Origin of the sequence: Granulicella mallensis, assembly GCF_014203225.1 — a bacterium.
Lineage (GTDB): Bacteria > Acidobacteriota > Terriglobia > Terriglobales > Acidobacteriaceae > Granulicella > Granulicella mallensis_A.
In genome coordinates, this window is the sequence record NZ_JACHIO010000005.1 from 64,628 (window position 1) to 78,613 (window position 13,986).

The window sequence follows — 13,986 nt, forward strand, 5'->3', positions numbered from 1 at the left end:
CAGGTCGATGGCGTGATATGCGTACTTCAGGTGTGGGAGCGACATGGCTTTGAAGCGTCGTTTTATGGATAGGCTTCGGATGCGACACTAAATGTTTTTATAGCTATTGCGGACTAAGCTCCCTATCTCATATCCAATCGTGCATTTTGAATGATTGACAGTGCATTTCTGGAAGATATCGACATCCGCTCACCCTAAAGTGATAGGCAGGCAACAATCGCCATCGTGTTGCTGCCAGTGACGTGCGAAGTCACGTTGAAAAACAACGTGAGCTCATCCCTCTCTAATAGTCATTCGGCAGCACGCGGGCTCATACCGGTTCCCCGCGGTATAGATCGACGCGGAATGGACCATGAAAACGTTGGCGAATCTTGTCATCACAGCCACGGAGGCCGCTAGGTGCACTGAATCGAAACGTTCGAAGGTACGCCAGTTAATGGGACGACATGCTCTGATCTCTGAAGAAATCGGAAGGCATTATTAACGACGCCGGGGGAAAACGCACGAGCGCGAGGGCGATGAGTTTTCACCCGCTGGTTTGTCCCCCGTCCGGATCGAAATATTGATCAAACCATGCCTACACGAGTTATGGATCCTGGAGGTGCTGTATGAATTCGATCTTAAAGTTTTTCATTGCCTTTGTTCTATTCTCGGGCACCACCGTCATCGTTCAAGCACAATCAAATGCGACGGCCCAGCGGCAGCTTTCATCGGTCCATCGCAGAGTGCCCCCAACAAGAGCCACTCGCTCCATAGAAGTCCAGATCCAGCAGATGCGCGAGGACCTGCAAAGCCAAATTGACGAACTTAAAGTTGAACTTGCCGCGAAGGATGAGCAAATCGAGGCGTTGAAGACCCAGACACTGAATGCCCAGCAGACGACCGCAAAAGCTTCCACTAACATTCACGACATTGACAGCACACTTCGGCAGAACACAACCAAGATCGATGGCCTTCAAGCTACGGCAACCGATCTTCGTGAAAAAGACGTCATCGTAAGCGACAGCATCCAGCAGGTTCGAGAGGATCAGAAAGCTCTTCAAAAGAGCATCGATGAACCAGCCGCGTTGCGGTACAAGGGCATTACGATTACTCCTGGAGGTTTCCTGGCCGGTGAAAGCATATGGCGTCAAAGAGCAATGAATGACGACATCTATACCTCCTTCAACACGACGCCTTACATGAACTCCGGAGAAGCACACACCAGCGAATGGGTGCCCAGCGCTCGGGCAACCCGTCTTTCCACGCTCTTCAGCGGCAAAGCTCCGTTCGGAACAGTGAGTGGATTCTTCGAGGGAGACTTCTTGTCCGCCGGCATTACCTCGAACAATCTCCAAAGCAATAGCTACACACTTAGAGTACGGCAGGCATGGGGGCAGGCGACTTTTGGCCATCTGAAGTTCACCGGCGGCCAGATGTGGACTCTTCTCACCGAAGACAAGAAAACAATCGATCCCGGGTCGGAATGGGCTCCCCTCATCTTCGATCAAAACCTGCACGTCGGGGATACCTATCTTAGGCAGGCTGGCTTCAGGCTCCAAGATTCGTTCACTCCGAAGCTTACACTTGCAGTGGCACTCGAGAATTCTCAGTATCAATTCAGCGCCTCGAACGCATCAGCCAATTTTTTCTTTGGAAATCCGGGTGCGCTGGGCGGTCTCAATAATTCCAGTGCAAACTATACGAATCAGGTAGCACCCGATGTCCTGGTAAAAGGCAGCTACGAGCCACGCTTTGGACACTACGAGATCGGCGGCGTAGTGCGCTTCTTTCGGGATCGATATTACCCGGGTGCCACTGCGGCTGGAGCGCAGAATGATACCCGAGTTGGCGGAGGCTTCGTTGCTAACGCCCGCTTCCCGATTGCTCCCAAAGTTGAGATGGGCTTGCATGTAGTTGCTGGAGATGGTACGGGGCATTATGGCGTTTCCCTACTGCCTGACATTACCGTTCGTCCTAATGGCACACTCTCTCTGCTGCGCAATGCCCAGGGACTCTTTTCTCTTGAGTATCATCCGACGAAGAAACTCGACATCTTTGGGTATGCAGGCTCTGAATATGTTCAGCGTACCTTCTATGTCAGCAGTGATGGAACTCTTGTAGGCTATGCTCCTCCGAATGCCAACAATACGGGCTGCAACCTCGAAGCTGTGCCGACAGCAGGTACCGGTTTTGCTCCGGGTGCCAGTCCTTGTCTTGGAGCGACCCGAGATATCTCCCAATTCTCAGGAGGCTGGGTATATCGCATCTACAACGGATCTGCGGGCATACTTCAATATGGGGTAGCCTACAGCTATCTCACTCGCGACGGATGGTCCGGGGTTGGCGGCGCCCCTAAGGCGACTAATAACTTCGTCTACACGAGTTTCCGCTATTACATTCCTTAGGACACAGGCGGTAAACAAAAAGGGCCTGCCGACCGGCAACCCCTTACACAGGACAAACTCTCAAAAGCTAGACGGCTTTCTCCTTCTTCGTGCCTTTGGATGTAACCTTCGCAAAGCTCTTCCTTCGGTGCGCACAACACGTATGTCTTCGGCGCGACGAAGACATGCGGTAAGCAGATTCCCGATGGGGTCGCTGTCTTTAGCCTTCTTGATGCCGTGCTGCCGGGCAACAATACTCAGACTGTTCTCGTCCAGCAGCGCGGCTAGCCGCTCTACCACGAAGAGTAGGTCACGTTTCATCAGACAAACTGGGACGGCTGCGCTGATCTACACGAGCTTGGGTTTAGCCGAGGCGGTCTTCGTTACGTGGGCATCCACCTTCGCCCGGTAGCAACTTTGATTTGGTCGCGGAAGACTCACTTCATTCGTTATAATCTTTTCGCGTTACCAGAGAAATAAGTCAACGAACATGTTTTCGCCAGTTAGCGGGAGTGCTTCCAACAATGCTCTTGAACACAACTGTGAAATGGGCCTGTGTCCCGAATGCAAGGTTCAATGCGACGTCAACGACCGATATTGAAGGATCTCGAAGCAAAGTCTGCGAATGAGCGACCTTGCGACGCAAGACATACTGGTTCGGAGTATAGCCAGTTGCCGCCCGGAATTGGGCTGCAAAATGCATCCGCGAGAGACCCACAGCGTTGCTCAACTCTATCAGGTAGATCGGTCTAAATAGATTAGCCTCGATATAGTCGATCGCTCGATTAAGCCTCCACTTTGCTAGTGCTGATGGCTCTTTGTCGAAAACTTGCAGATGCATTTTCTTTGAATCCAGCGCAATGAGGCGAGATGCAAGAGCTAAACTTATGCCGTCAAGAAACAATGGTCCAACAGAATTGTTTTCATCATCGACGTCGATAAGCATTCGGACAAGACGGTTGAGTATGCGGTCGCCCGTGCTTTTGGTCGGTGAGCAAATCAATTCTGCGTTTGGGCGCCGGCCATAAGCCGCCTCATAACATTCGGAAATCAATGATTGAGGGAGATACACCCGAAAGCTTGTGGAACTTCCATAATAAATTGCATGCGCTTGTTGAAACGGCTCTTTGATCCATAGCGAGTTCAATGGTACTTGACCTTCAAAAAATGGCTTGCCACCAAAAAACCATTTGCCACGTGGTGAACCAATGAAAAACGTGAGCACATAAGAGTTGTCACCGCCGCTGGAGGAGAGTTCAATCGGCCAGGAACCTGCTGGCGTCAGCCAACGAGTGAGTGCCACCTGTGAATCAGAATGGGGAGAAACGAATTCACATTGGGGGCGATTGAACCATTCCAATTCGGACCGAATCAATCGAGTACAAGGACGAAACGTCGAGTCATCTTCGTCGCGGTACTCCGATCGATCAAGTTGCGTGAGGGGCAATTGCGAGTTCACAAACTCCTCCTCCGAATAGCCGAAGCATAGATAAAAACGTTAGGCCCAATCGAATTTTGTGAGAGCGATAGTGTTAAACCGCTTCCGTTTCGTCTGTCGTTCAACTTATCGGATCTGTCTAATATGGTTGGCTCCAAAGAACCGTTCCTATACAAATCTTCCGTTTTAATTGGGGATGATCCATTGCCGACCGACACATCTACTATCGAAGCGACCCTGTATCGGGCAGCTACAAACTGTTTGGAATCATATAATTACGGTCTGCGAGGGTCGCATTATCTCTCGATAATTGCGTGATGGCAAAAGGTCGCATACACAGTGAAATCTCGAATCTCATTTCGAGGTACGTGGGCCATTTCCAATACAGCAGGCTCCAGAATCAGAACTGCACGAATCCCGATATAATCTCCGCAGCGTGATACAGCGCATTCCTCCACGCGAGCTGTCTTTGTGCCTGGAGGAACAATCTCATAAAACTCACGATTAGCTCCGACATTTTACGGTTGGGTAGAGTCTCCCTTGAGGATTGGCGCGCCCGCTCTTCGAGGGCCACACGCATCGTTGTGCCGGGGGTTACAGTAGTCCGTGAAGGGTGTGCAGAGCCTCTTTTGGACGCTCTTCCGACTTTGTCTAGTACCGCTATACAGTGGCAGGGCTTGGCACTGGAATGTTATACGACCCCACCAATACTGGTATCTCGCCATCAACATCCCGAGCATTTCATGCACATGGTATTACGCGGGGTCGTCAAGTACGAGGCGGCAACCGGAGGGAGAAATCTTCGGTTCACATCTCACCCTGGTCAGGTTTTTCTGTTGCCCAGAGGCACTGTAGATGAAATCAACTGGTTTGGGGAAACTGAGCGACTGGCAGTTGCGATTCACCCGTGTTTGCTTACAAATGCTTTAGAAGAAACCGCACACGAAGTCGATATTGAATTGATGGAACGTTGGGGACTGAGCGATCCACATATTTCAATGCTGCTGTCAGAAATGCAATCCGACCTTGTCGAGAATTCTCCGGCGGGGATTATTTATGGAGAATCGCTTGCCAATGCCTTGGCAGTGTACCTTCTGAGTCGCTATGCCGTTTGGAAACGCACGCCTATTGCCTACAAAGGAGGCTTGTCCGGATATCGTCTGAAGCAGGTGCTCGACTACATCGCTGAAAACATGGGATCAGATTTAAGTTTGTCGCAACTGTCGGCGATTGCCGGCATGAGTCCACATTACTTTTCGGAATTATTCAAACAAAGTACTGGCTTTGCCCCGCATCGATACCTCGTTCAACAGAGGATCGAACATGCAAAGCGACACCTTTGCAACCCCAAGCTTAATATTCTGGATGCGGGATTAGAGGCCGGATTTCAAAATCCAAGCCATTTTGCTCGCGTATTTCGAAGAATCGTAGGCGTCAGCCCTTCATCTTTTCGCGCAAATTGCTTGCCCAAATAACAGGGTCAGTAGTTCAAGAGAGTCCGCAAGTTTTCATAGAGAATTCTACCGAGAGTGCTATTGCGAACATACATATACAAGTTGACATCAGACAGAGGCGGCGCACCGTGCGCGCCGCCGTCTGCCGACGGACACCCGCTGCTCACATTATCAATCTGCAAGCCAGCGATTCGGCGCACGGCACAGCCCGGTGATCGTATCGTTGGGATCACCAGCCGCGCCCTTGCCAATCGCGAGGAATACCCTCTTGGCGCCGTGATCTACGCCGCGGTCGTGTCACGCGTTCTCGACCCGCAGGACTACTATAGCTCTCGGGGAGAGTTTCGAAGCCGTCCGGACTGCCTCTACATTTTTCGCCGCACCACCGGAACGCTGCAACATACGGGCAGAACAGGTCTACATGCCGACCCTGCATATGCCGCGAGCGATGTCGGGCGTTATCCCTATTATCAAAATGCGCGAACCTTGTTATGTGAAGATTTTCGATACTTCGGCCCGCACGCTGTCCCCATTCCGAAGCGTTTATCCAACTTGATCTTGCTCGCCGACGCGCTCGGTCAAGGCCATCGTGTCGTTGAAGAAAAATCTTCCTTACGCCCCGAACTCGATACGCTCTTTAAGTCGCTTTGGAAGCTTCCGACCAGCTTTACGCCCGCCCACGTGGAAGGAGAATTCTATGGCCACAGTCCGCGATGCGCTTCATCGACCAAACTCACACGGACGACGGGCTAGCCGCGAATGGAACAGATCGAGTGAGATTCTAGTTTTCTCGCCATCAGATTCGCAACAGCTAATTTCACGCTTTGCCATGCACAGCACTCCAAGAAGAATGGCAGGCATCACGAGAACATGAAATATCTTGGCACGGTTCAATCGTTCTTCTTTGCGAGATCGAAAGACTGAGATTTGGTGTTCTTGAAGTTTCAGCCACATCTGTTAAGTCTGCCGCGGAGCCAGCAAAATCGGCCAAAGGATGCCGCCATTCCTCTACGATATGCAACACCACCAACTTTGCCTGATAGTGCTCCGCCATTGACAGCGCATGGCGATAGGCTCTTACCGAGATTGCCGAGAAATCAACAGGACAAAGGATTAGTTTAATTTCCAGAATAGTACCTCTTCCCCCTCTCTCCTAGACGGTTTTGTCTGCAAATAGATCGCACTTTTAAGGCCGCAGAACAGGACCAGGTGCAAGTCTTGTTTGAATCTGAATATGAGAGACCAACATGCGATGAATCGGACATCTGCCGGCTACGTCGAACAATCGGCGTTGTTGCTCTTCCGACAGATCCCCGGTGAGAGAAATCTCCATTTCAATTTGGTCCACCATGACAATCTTCGCGCCAGATTCAGCGATATTCTCAGCAAGAACTCGCGAGTATGACAAGGCGGCCTGTACCCCCTGAAGAGGCCACTGATTTCTCTCTGCGTACATTTGAACAGTGATGGTGGCGCACGCTCCCAGGGAGGCCATGAGAAGCTCGTTCGCGTTGGGACCTACATCATTGCCCCCTATTTCAGGAGGTTCGTCGGACCGTAAGACATGAGGGCCAATGGTGATGTTCTGAGCGTATTTCTGAGATTCGGATTTTACGAATACATTTCTGGACATAGTCTCTACTCCTACATATAGAAGATCTCTACGTGTTGGCTTCCTCTTGTTGGGCCAGGCGCAAGACTCTGGACAGCACGGCTGCTTTGACCGGCACTGAATTGACTCCGGAGAGGTTCTCGTTAGCAAGGTCGCTGAGCGTATGTCCAGGAGGCATCTCGAAAAAAAGATTGCAGCCTAGCTCCTGCAGAACTGTTGTTGCATCATGCCAGCGGACTCCGTGAGCAATACTATTTACCAGATCATGCGCAACCAGTTCCTTTGTGCGCATGGCTCGAGCGTTTACGTTTCCGACATAAGTCATTTGTGGTGCAGTCAGGTTCATCGCGGAAATTCGCTTCCCCAGGAGATCCGCCACAGGCTGGAGTAAGGGGCAATGCGAAGGAACCGAAACATGCAGCCGTACTGCTTTGCCGGCGCCTTGGCGAAGAGCTTCGTCCAATACCCGATCCATTGCCGGGTTAGAGCCGGCAACGACAATCTGGCGCGGAGCATTGATGTTCCCAACGAATACCGGGGTTTGTTCTGAAGTGATGGCACGTACGATGGCCTCGACCTGACATTCAGTGAGACCCACGATGGCCGAAAGACCATAGCCTGTGGGATAGAGCTTTGCCATCTCCTTCGCGCGCAGGCTTACCAGCTCAACTCCGTCTCGCAACTCCAGAACGCCAGCGGTCACAGCAGCGGCAAATGCGCCGACGGAGAGACCGGCTACCGCCGCGGGCCGGACGCCTTCGGCGATAAGCGCGCGGGCCGTAGCAACCCCCGCAGCGAACAATGCAAGTTGTACAGCGTCGGTAAATTCGAGACACCGCTCGTTGTCGAGATCGCGTACATCAAAATGGAGTGCTTCACTGATTTCGTCGAGCGTACGGATGGCCGCAGGATGATCCAGCAGATGGTGGAGCATTCCGGATGACTGCGTTCCCTGCCCGGGAAAGATAAAGGCGACGCTCATCGGGAAGTCACCACGGCGTGAGGCCGCTCAGTCCAAGGGCATGAAGTGAGTGTCTCTCTCACCCACAAGGGCTCAGTCGCGAAGCCGTCAGAGAGAAACTCCGGACGAATCTGCAGTAGGTCGTGTACCCGCGAGTTGTCGATTTCTGAAATCTGCATGCGCCACTTACCTCAGCCAAGATGGTTTACGATCACGATCCAGGCAGCCAGCGTGCCCACCCCAATCACGTACGAAGCAATCAGGCTGGAGCTGGCGAGCCTGGGGCTTGAGTCAAAGTCCCTGCCAAACACAACACCAAAGAAGCCACAGGGCATGGCGCTGATCAGGGTCACGTAACGCATCTGGTCAATCGAGAGATGGATAAGCATGGCAATTCCGATAGCAAGGGCCGGCTGGATCGCATTCTTAAAAAAGACTGCAAGGAGTGTGCCTCCCCGGATCTCGATTTTTTGGGCAGAGACGACCAGACCGGTAAGGAGGAGAGCAGAACCGTCGGCCGCCGATCCCATCACAGCGAAAGATCGATCAACGTAGGAAGGAAGGTTCAAGCCGGCACAAGAGAACGCCATTCCGAGCAGGGGAGCATAAACAATAGGTTTCTTGAAGGAACGGATCAAGGAAATGCCAATATGCGTTAACGCAGAAGCTCCGCCGGAGTCGCGCCGGCTTCCTTCAAGAATTGCCAGCGTAATTGGAGAAACGGTGATGGATCCGATTGCGATAGATGTTGCCACCGTAACCGCGGCTCGTGGACCAAAGACAGATGCGAGCAATGGCAGGCCTACCGCCGCCACGTTTGGAAAGCCAAGGGTCAGGGCAACCACTGAGCTATCAGATACGGAAAGACCTTCTCTGGAGTGAGTCCAAAAGAAACTGACCGCATACAAAACAACATAAACAATGGCCAGCACGAGAGCAGTAGAGGCCTGCTCACGCAACGCCGCCCGCGGTGTTCTGGCAATAGCCAGGAAAAGCGAAGAAGGAACGGCGACGCTCATCACGAAGGTGATAAGCGTCTTGATATTTTGATTGTCCATCATGCCGCGAAGTCCCGCGACATAGCCAAGAATCAGGCCGAAAAAGATAGGCACCAAAGCGTTGGCAAGCACCTTGGTCATGTCATACCCCGCTCCACTGCTTTTCCATGTATGCACGAGCCGCCAATCCTGCCTTGCGCATCTCTCGTGCACCCTTGGATTCGAGTCGGTTGCGAAGATCCGTTGACCCCGCTCGCGCATCCGCAATTGCATCGATCAGTTCTTTTTGGATTTGTGCCACTGTGGCCGGCGCAGGAGTGTCGGGATCTTGGATGTGCAGCAGTTTGTGGAGAAGGCCGAGCCGAGCGTAGTCGCGTACGTCATACGACATTGGAGGAACCTCATGGCCGAGCCGGTCAAGGTCCGCAACCGATCGAAGCGTGATGCGGGCGGCTGCTTCTTTGTGCATAGCGTGGATCACAACATCGTCATCATCAAAAGCGAGAATGCGGTTGGCCTGGTAGCCATGTGTCAGGAAGCCTCCAGAGAAAGCGTGCCCCACAATCAGAGTGATGACCGGATGTCCCTTTATACGCGCAGAGGCGTAGGCATCAGCCGCAGTCGCTGCGGCCAGAAAGATAGCAGCTGTCTCTTCGCGGCGGCCATAGGCCTGGCTCTTCACGTCTACGATGGCGACGATGGGTCTCTTCTTCAGGTTCTCGCCGTGATCGATGACCTCACGCACACGAGTTGCCAGAGTATAGGCCTCCTCGAGGCCCACCTCACCGCGCCGAACACATGGAAAGCGGGCTTTCGGATCCGGTACAACGCAGAGAAATCGCGCTGTGTCTTCGCCGAGCTCGGTATCCGCTGTAAGTACGGACCCGGGATCACCACCCATGGGCGAATCCACACCGGTTAACGCCTGGAACCATGCCTTGCCGCGGAGTCCCACCTGCTTATTCATCGCGCACTCCCTTCTTTTGCCTTGGCTTGTTTGCTATCCCAACGTTTTCTCAGAGTGAGTGGCTCGATCTGCTGTGAGGTGTCAAGTGCCGCAATGCGGTCGCGATAGAGGTCAATCTGCTGGCTACGATGCACGGCGGGCAGCCCAGCTTTTAGGCACCGCTGGACGGCTGCGGCAATCTCCTTCGCATCGTCCTGGAGGAGTTCATCGGCAACACCCATACCCACACGCTGTTCACCTCCAAAGATTGCCCAGATGAGCGCACGATCCGAGGAGTCGAATTCCTCGATTCCGGACTCCTGCTCAATCACCTCTGCACCGTTCAGGCCAAGTCGAGCTTCCCGCGTCATAAGGATGTAGCTCGAAATCCCCGCGACGAGGGACATGCCGCCGAAGCATCCGACGGTTCCCGCAATCACGGTGATGATCGGGGCATACTGCCGTAGCGCAAAGATCGATGCCATCACTTCAGAAATCGCCGCAAGTCCGAGGTTGGCTTCCTGCAGCCGTACGCCGCCAGTCTCAAGCAGCAACACAGCTGCTGTCTTTTTGCCGTTTTGCGAATCGCGCGTAGCCAGGTCGAGGGCAGCTGTCATCTTCGCTCCGGACACCTCGCCGATGCTGCCGGCCTGAAATCCCCCTTCGAGCGCAATGACTACAGAGGACTGGCCGGCGATTGTACCCTTGAGCACGACGCACCCGTCGTCGGATTGCGGTGCGATGCTTTGCATGGGGAGCCATGGGGACTCGATACGATCGAAGGGGCCGACAAGTTCCCGCCAGGAACCAGGGTCCATCAGAGCCTGCGCCCTCTCTCTTGCCTCCAACTCGATGAAGCTTTCCCGAGTGACAAATGCCGGAATGACAGTCGCGATGCTCATTGTTCGATTACCTCCACAGCCTGTTCGAGCCGTAGCATCACGCTGCCGGGCGTGGCTCCAGCATCATTGATATGAATGCGAACAGCGCCATCGAATCTCGCAAAGAAACGATCCAATACTGCCTTCCAGCTGCTTCCAAATCCATTGACGCTGGTCTGAATCGATACATGGGCCGACCCGGTTTCTGCAGGTTCCATGAGAACCTCCATATCGCCAGATCCGACGACACCGACATGTGCCTTTTTGCTAACCCGTCGGTTCGCCGAGGGATAATCGAATTTAAGCTGCTCCATCTCTTTCCTCCCATTTACCCTGGTTTTTTCGGACTTCACATGAGTGGCGCTCGACACGATCCAGGAAGATGGTCGCGGCCAGTAAGTCGGCGCTTCCCCCTGGCGACACATGCCTCGCGACCAGCTCCCGATCGAGATTGCGCATCTCGTCTTGCCCGTTTGAACTGCTGGATCCGCCTGCAAGGAGAACGGCTCGTGCACCCGATTTTGTGGCCTGCAAAGCTTCAACACCTCCACGATAGAGAACGCAGGTGTCGTCCAGATGAGACATGATGCTGAACAGCGCATCGAGCCGGCAGACCGATTCCTGAAAGCCCGCGGCCTGTTGCCTACGCAGCGCGGGAAGGCCATGATTTATGACGTGAGGAAAATCGTTCGCAGCTTCTCCCCGAGCACCGGGGACGCCATAACGGTTGCGAGCGATGTCACCGTGAGTAAGCAGCTCAGGTTGAGCCCGGTCCGGAAAGCGAGCAATGGAACCGGCGGCAGCGGCTATCTCTCGCGCCGCCTGCCCCTCTCTGTGCGCAGCTGCGGCGACAAGAAGACCGAGGATCCAAATGGCCCCCTTGTGCGAATTGCTCCCCCGGGTGGCTGCATACATCGCACACTCGGCATGGCGGCCAATCGCGGCAAGTTCCTGGCGCAGGCCTCGATTCAGCTCACGGCCTTCACTGACCAAACCCATCGCAGCAAAGTACGGTTCGAGGGCTGCCGCGGATCGCAACATCACTTCGAGCGACAGATCCTTGTGAGCTCCAGGACCGCGCCGGTCCACGAGCCCGGGCTTCGGTGTAAGTTCAGCCTCTTCCACTAAGGCCTCACGTGCTAGAGCAGCAAGCTGATCTGTACGTTTCAAGCTGTGCATACGCGCAGCAGGGTCGTTGGTGATAAAGACGCTTGTCTGCATTTACCAACTCCTGAAACGCGCGGGTGGCTTGTACAGATCGCCCGACCAGGCAACCAGGTCTTCCATACTTCGCGCCGCGAGCAGCGAGCGCTTGGCGCTCAGCCGTTGCACACCGATGTCCTCGGGATAGGCGACGACACCTCTTCGCCGAAGAGCAGCAGTCTCCTCTGGTTTTGCACGAAGGCCAATCGGACTGATTCCGGCTACAGCTGCAATTGCCCGCCGCCGCTCCTCGATTCCTTCAGTCTTGTAGAGGTATGCAATTCCTTCCTCGGTGACCACGTGACTGACGTCTTCTCCGTATATCATTACCGGCGCGATTGGCATCCCCGCTTTCCTGCCGACCTCGACAGCATCCAGGGTCTCGACAAACGCAGGCGTGTCTCCCTTCACGAAGGTCTCTACCGCCTGGACCACTATCTTCCGTCCACGGACCATGGGGCTTGGATCCGCTTTCAAATCAAGCCAGGCTGGACTCGCGTGGCGTCGACCGTGAGGATCGTGCCCCATGTTGGCCGCGCCACCATGGCCGGTGATCCGCCCAGCCGTTACGGTGGAGGAGTTGGCATCTCCGTCAAGCTGCAATGTAGACCCGATGAAGGCATCGATTGCATACTGGCCCACGAGTTGACAGAGGACACGATTCGAACGCATGCTGCCATCGCTGCCGTTGAAGAAGATGTCGGGGCGAGCGCGAATGTAGTCACTCATCCCCACCTCGCTTCCGAAGCAGTGAATGCTTTTTATCCAGCCACTCTCAATCGCCGGAATCAAGGTCGGATGCGGGTTGATCGCCCAATGCTCGCAGATCTTTCCACGTAATCCGAGCGATTCACCATAGGTCGGCAGCAAGAGCTCAATCGCTGCGGTAGAGAAGCCGATGCCGTGATTAAGTGAGTGAACTTGGTGGCGCTCGTAGACGCCACGGATCACCATCATCCCCATGAGAATCTGAAGGTCGGTAATTTTCCGAGGATCCCTGGTAAAGAGCGGCTCGATCACATAGGGACGGTCTGATTCAACGACAACATCAATCCACGAAGACGGGATATCGACACGGGGAAGCTTGTCAACGATGCGGTTTACCTGCACAACAACAATCCCATCGTGAAAGGCGGCCGACTCAACGATCACCGGCGTGTCTTCCGTGTTCGGTCCGGTGTATAAGTTGCCTTCCCTGTCCGCCTCTTCTGCGCACACCAATACAACATTCGGCGTCAGATCGAGGAACAGACGAGCGTACAGCTCGACATATGTATGGATAGCGCCAATCTCAAGAACACCATCTTCGAGTAACTGCGCTACACGGAGACCCAAGGCCGCAAAGGCAAAATCAACCTTCTTCGCTATTCCCAACTCAAAGAGGGTGAGGTGTTCCGGCCTGCTAATACTGGAGATAATCAGATGCAGGTCATGCAGCTTTTTGGGATCGGCTTTGGCTAAAGAACGAGAAAGAAAGTCGGCCTGCTTTTGATTGTCGCCTTCGATCACGATGCGGTCACCAGACTGAATGAGTAGGTGCAGTGCATCGAGAATGCGATCCGCCTGCAATATCGGCCCATCCATCCATGTGCGGACGGCCTCCATTCGCCTTTTCTTTTCGGCGTGACGCGTAGACCAACTTCTCGTCACGGAAATCGCCTGAACACTCATGGTCTCGCTCTCCCGTCATATCTATGATTGAGTGAATTCTAAGGAGAGAGATAAAGTTATGTCTTTCGCGATCTAACTGAATTTGCGAAATGTAACTATTTCACAAAAGGAGTAAGTTGGGTCCCTAAATCGCAGTATGTCTTGCAAGAGGGCTGCTGCCGCTCCAATTCCCTACATAGGATCTCATTTAAATTCGCGACTAAACTAACAGCGATCGAACACCACTCAAACGCCCCGCTCCATCGACCCGGGATTCTCCTTGTGGGTGGATTGAGCGGGTCAAGTCGTTGGCGGTAAATATAAAGTGTGGACCGAGAAGATCGGATCACACTTTGTTAAAGCTTTGTCGCTGCACGGCGGTCAGGCCTTGGTTACGGTTGCGCTGCTTGTAGCGGTAAGTCCAGGTGCGCAGTATGCTGGATCTCTATAGATAATGGAATAAAGCGAGGACGTTTT

13 protein-coding genes are annotated in these 13,986 nt (G+C 53.7%); 3 read left to right on the top strand and 10 right to left on the bottom strand.

Features of this window, described 5'->3' with window-relative positions:
* Positions 1–608 precede the first annotated feature (608 nt).
* A complete protein-coding gene (locus HDF15_RS06665) occupies positions 609–2,387 on the top strand; it encodes a hypothetical protein (RefSeq protein WP_184253931.1) in 1,779 nt (592 codons plus the stop codon).
* 460 nt (positions 2,388–2,847) lie between these two features.
* Here HDF15_RS06665 and HDF15_RS26200 read toward each other — a convergent pair whose 3' ends face one another.
* A complete protein-coding gene (locus HDF15_RS26200; protein ID WP_184253932.1) occupies positions 2,848–3,825 on the bottom strand; it encodes an AraC family transcriptional regulator in 978 nt (325 codons plus the stop codon).
* A 563-nt stretch (positions 3,826–4,388) separates the two neighbouring features.
* On the opposite strand from HDF15_RS26200, the gene HDF15_RS06675 reads away from it, so the two are divergent.
* Both HDF15_RS06675 and HDF15_RS06680 read left to right on the top strand, forming a co-directional pair.
* Positions 4,389–5,279 carry an AraC family transcriptional regulator gene (locus tag HDF15_RS06675; protein ID WP_311733048.1) on the top strand — a complete coding sequence of 297 codons (891 nt, stop codon included), beginning with the start codon at positions 4,389–4,391 and terminating at the stop codon, positions 5,277–5,279.
* A gap of 54 nt (positions 5,280–5,333) precedes the next feature.
* Positions 5,334–6,011, top strand: coding sequence for a hypothetical protein (locus tag HDF15_RS06680; RefSeq protein ID WP_311733049.1), 678 nt, complete (start codon positions 5,334–5,336; stop codon positions 6,009–6,011).
* Positions 6,012–6,075: 64 nt separating this feature from the next.
* Here the strand turns inward: HDF15_RS06680 and HDF15_RS26420 are convergent, their stop codons facing one another.
* The 9 genes from HDF15_RS26420 to mdcA all read right to left on the bottom strand — a co-directional run bounded on the left by HDF15_RS26420 (position 6,076) and on the right by mdcA (position 13,530).
* The gene (locus HDF15_RS26420; RefSeq protein WP_184254379.1) at positions 6,076–6,390 is read right to left on the bottom strand and encodes a universal stress protein; all 315 of its coding nucleotides are present in this window, start codon (positions 6,388–6,390) and stop codon (positions 6,076–6,078) included.
* A 54-nt stretch (positions 6,391–6,444) separates the two neighbouring features.
* On the bottom strand, positions 6,445–6,891 hold the full coding sequence (locus tag HDF15_RS06690) for an OsmC family protein (RefSeq protein WP_184253936.1): 447 nt from the start codon (positions 6,889–6,891) through the stop codon (positions 6,445–6,447).
* A 28-nt stretch (positions 6,892–6,919) separates the two neighbouring features.
* The gene (locus tag HDF15_RS06695) at positions 6,920–7,852 is read right to left on the bottom strand and encodes an ACP S-malonyltransferase (protein ID WP_184253938.1); all 933 of its coding nucleotides are present in this window, start codon (positions 7,850–7,852) and stop codon (positions 6,920–6,922) included.
* A 170-nt stretch (positions 7,853–8,022) separates the two neighbouring features.
* A complete protein-coding gene (locus HDF15_RS06700) occupies positions 8,023–8,970 on the bottom strand; it encodes an AEC family transporter (RefSeq protein ID WP_184253940.1) in 948 nt (315 codons plus the stop codon).
* A 1-nt stretch (position 8,971) separates the two neighbouring features.
* A complete protein-coding gene (gene mdcE, locus HDF15_RS06705; RefSeq protein WP_184253942.1) occupies positions 8,972–9,796 on the bottom strand; it encodes a biotin-independent malonate decarboxylase subunit gamma in 825 nt (274 codons plus the stop codon).
* Positions 9,793–10,677 carry a biotin-independent malonate decarboxylase subunit beta gene (locus HDF15_RS06710; protein ID WP_184253944.1) on the bottom strand — a complete coding sequence of 295 codons (885 nt, stop codon included), beginning with the start codon at positions 10,675–10,677 and terminating at the stop codon, positions 9,793–9,795. The genes mdcE and HDF15_RS06710 overlap by 4 nt, the downstream gene beginning before the upstream one ends.
* Positions 10,674–10,970, bottom strand: coding sequence for a malonate decarboxylase subunit delta (locus HDF15_RS06715; protein WP_184253946.1), 297 nt, complete (start codon positions 10,968–10,970; stop codon positions 10,674–10,676). The genes HDF15_RS06710 and HDF15_RS06715 overlap by 4 nt, the downstream gene beginning before the upstream one ends.
* Complete coding sequence (locus tag HDF15_RS06720) at positions 10,957–11,877, bottom strand: triphosphoribosyl-dephospho-CoA synthase (protein WP_260330901.1); 921 nt, start codon at positions 11,875–11,877, stop codon at positions 10,957–10,959. The genes HDF15_RS06715 and HDF15_RS06720 overlap by 14 nt, the downstream gene beginning before the upstream one ends.
* A complete protein-coding gene (gene mdcA / locus HDF15_RS06725) occupies positions 11,878–13,530 on the bottom strand; it encodes a malonate decarboxylase subunit alpha (protein ID WP_184253948.1) in 1,653 nt (550 codons plus the stop codon).
* Positions 13,531–13,986: the final 456 nt, after the last annotated feature.

What these genes read in the sequence shown, in the direction of transcription:
- mdcA (WP_184253948.1), bottom strand. Translation starts at nt 13,530, where the DNA reads ATGAGTGTTCAGGCGATTTCCGTGACGAGAAGTTGGTCTACGCGTCAC.
- HDF15_RS06710 (WP_184253944.1), bottom strand. Translation starts at nt 10,677, where the DNA reads ATGAGCATCGCGACTGTCATTCCGGCATTTGTCACTCGGGAAAGCTTC.
- HDF15_RS06720 (WP_260330901.1), bottom strand. Translation starts at nt 11,877, where the DNA reads ATGCAGACAAGCGTCTTTATCACCAACGACCCTGCTGCGCGTATGCAC.
- HDF15_RS06665 (WP_184253931.1), top strand. Translation starts at nt 609, where the DNA reads ATGAATTCGATCTTAAAGTTTTTCATTGCCTTTGTTCTATTCTCGGGC.
- HDF15_RS06690 (WP_184253936.1), bottom strand. Translation starts at nt 6,891, where the DNA reads ATGTCCAGAAATGTATTCGTAAAATCCGAATCTCAGAAATACGCTCAG.
- HDF15_RS06700 (WP_184253940.1), bottom strand. Translation starts at nt 8,970, where the DNA reads ATGACCAAGGTGCTTGCCAACGCTTTGGTGCCTATCTTTTTCGGCCTG.
- HDF15_RS06715 (WP_184253946.1), bottom strand. Translation starts at nt 10,970, where the DNA reads ATGGAGCAGCTTAAATTCGATTATCCCTCGGCGAACCGACGGGTTAGC.
- mdcE (WP_184253942.1), bottom strand. Translation starts at nt 9,796, where the DNA reads ATGAATAAGCAGGTGGGACTCCGCGGCAAGGCATGGTTCCAGGCGTTA.
- HDF15_RS06695 (WP_184253938.1), bottom strand. Translation starts at nt 7,852, where the DNA reads ATGAGCGTCGCCTTTATCTTTCCCGGGCAGGGAACGCAGTCATCCGGA.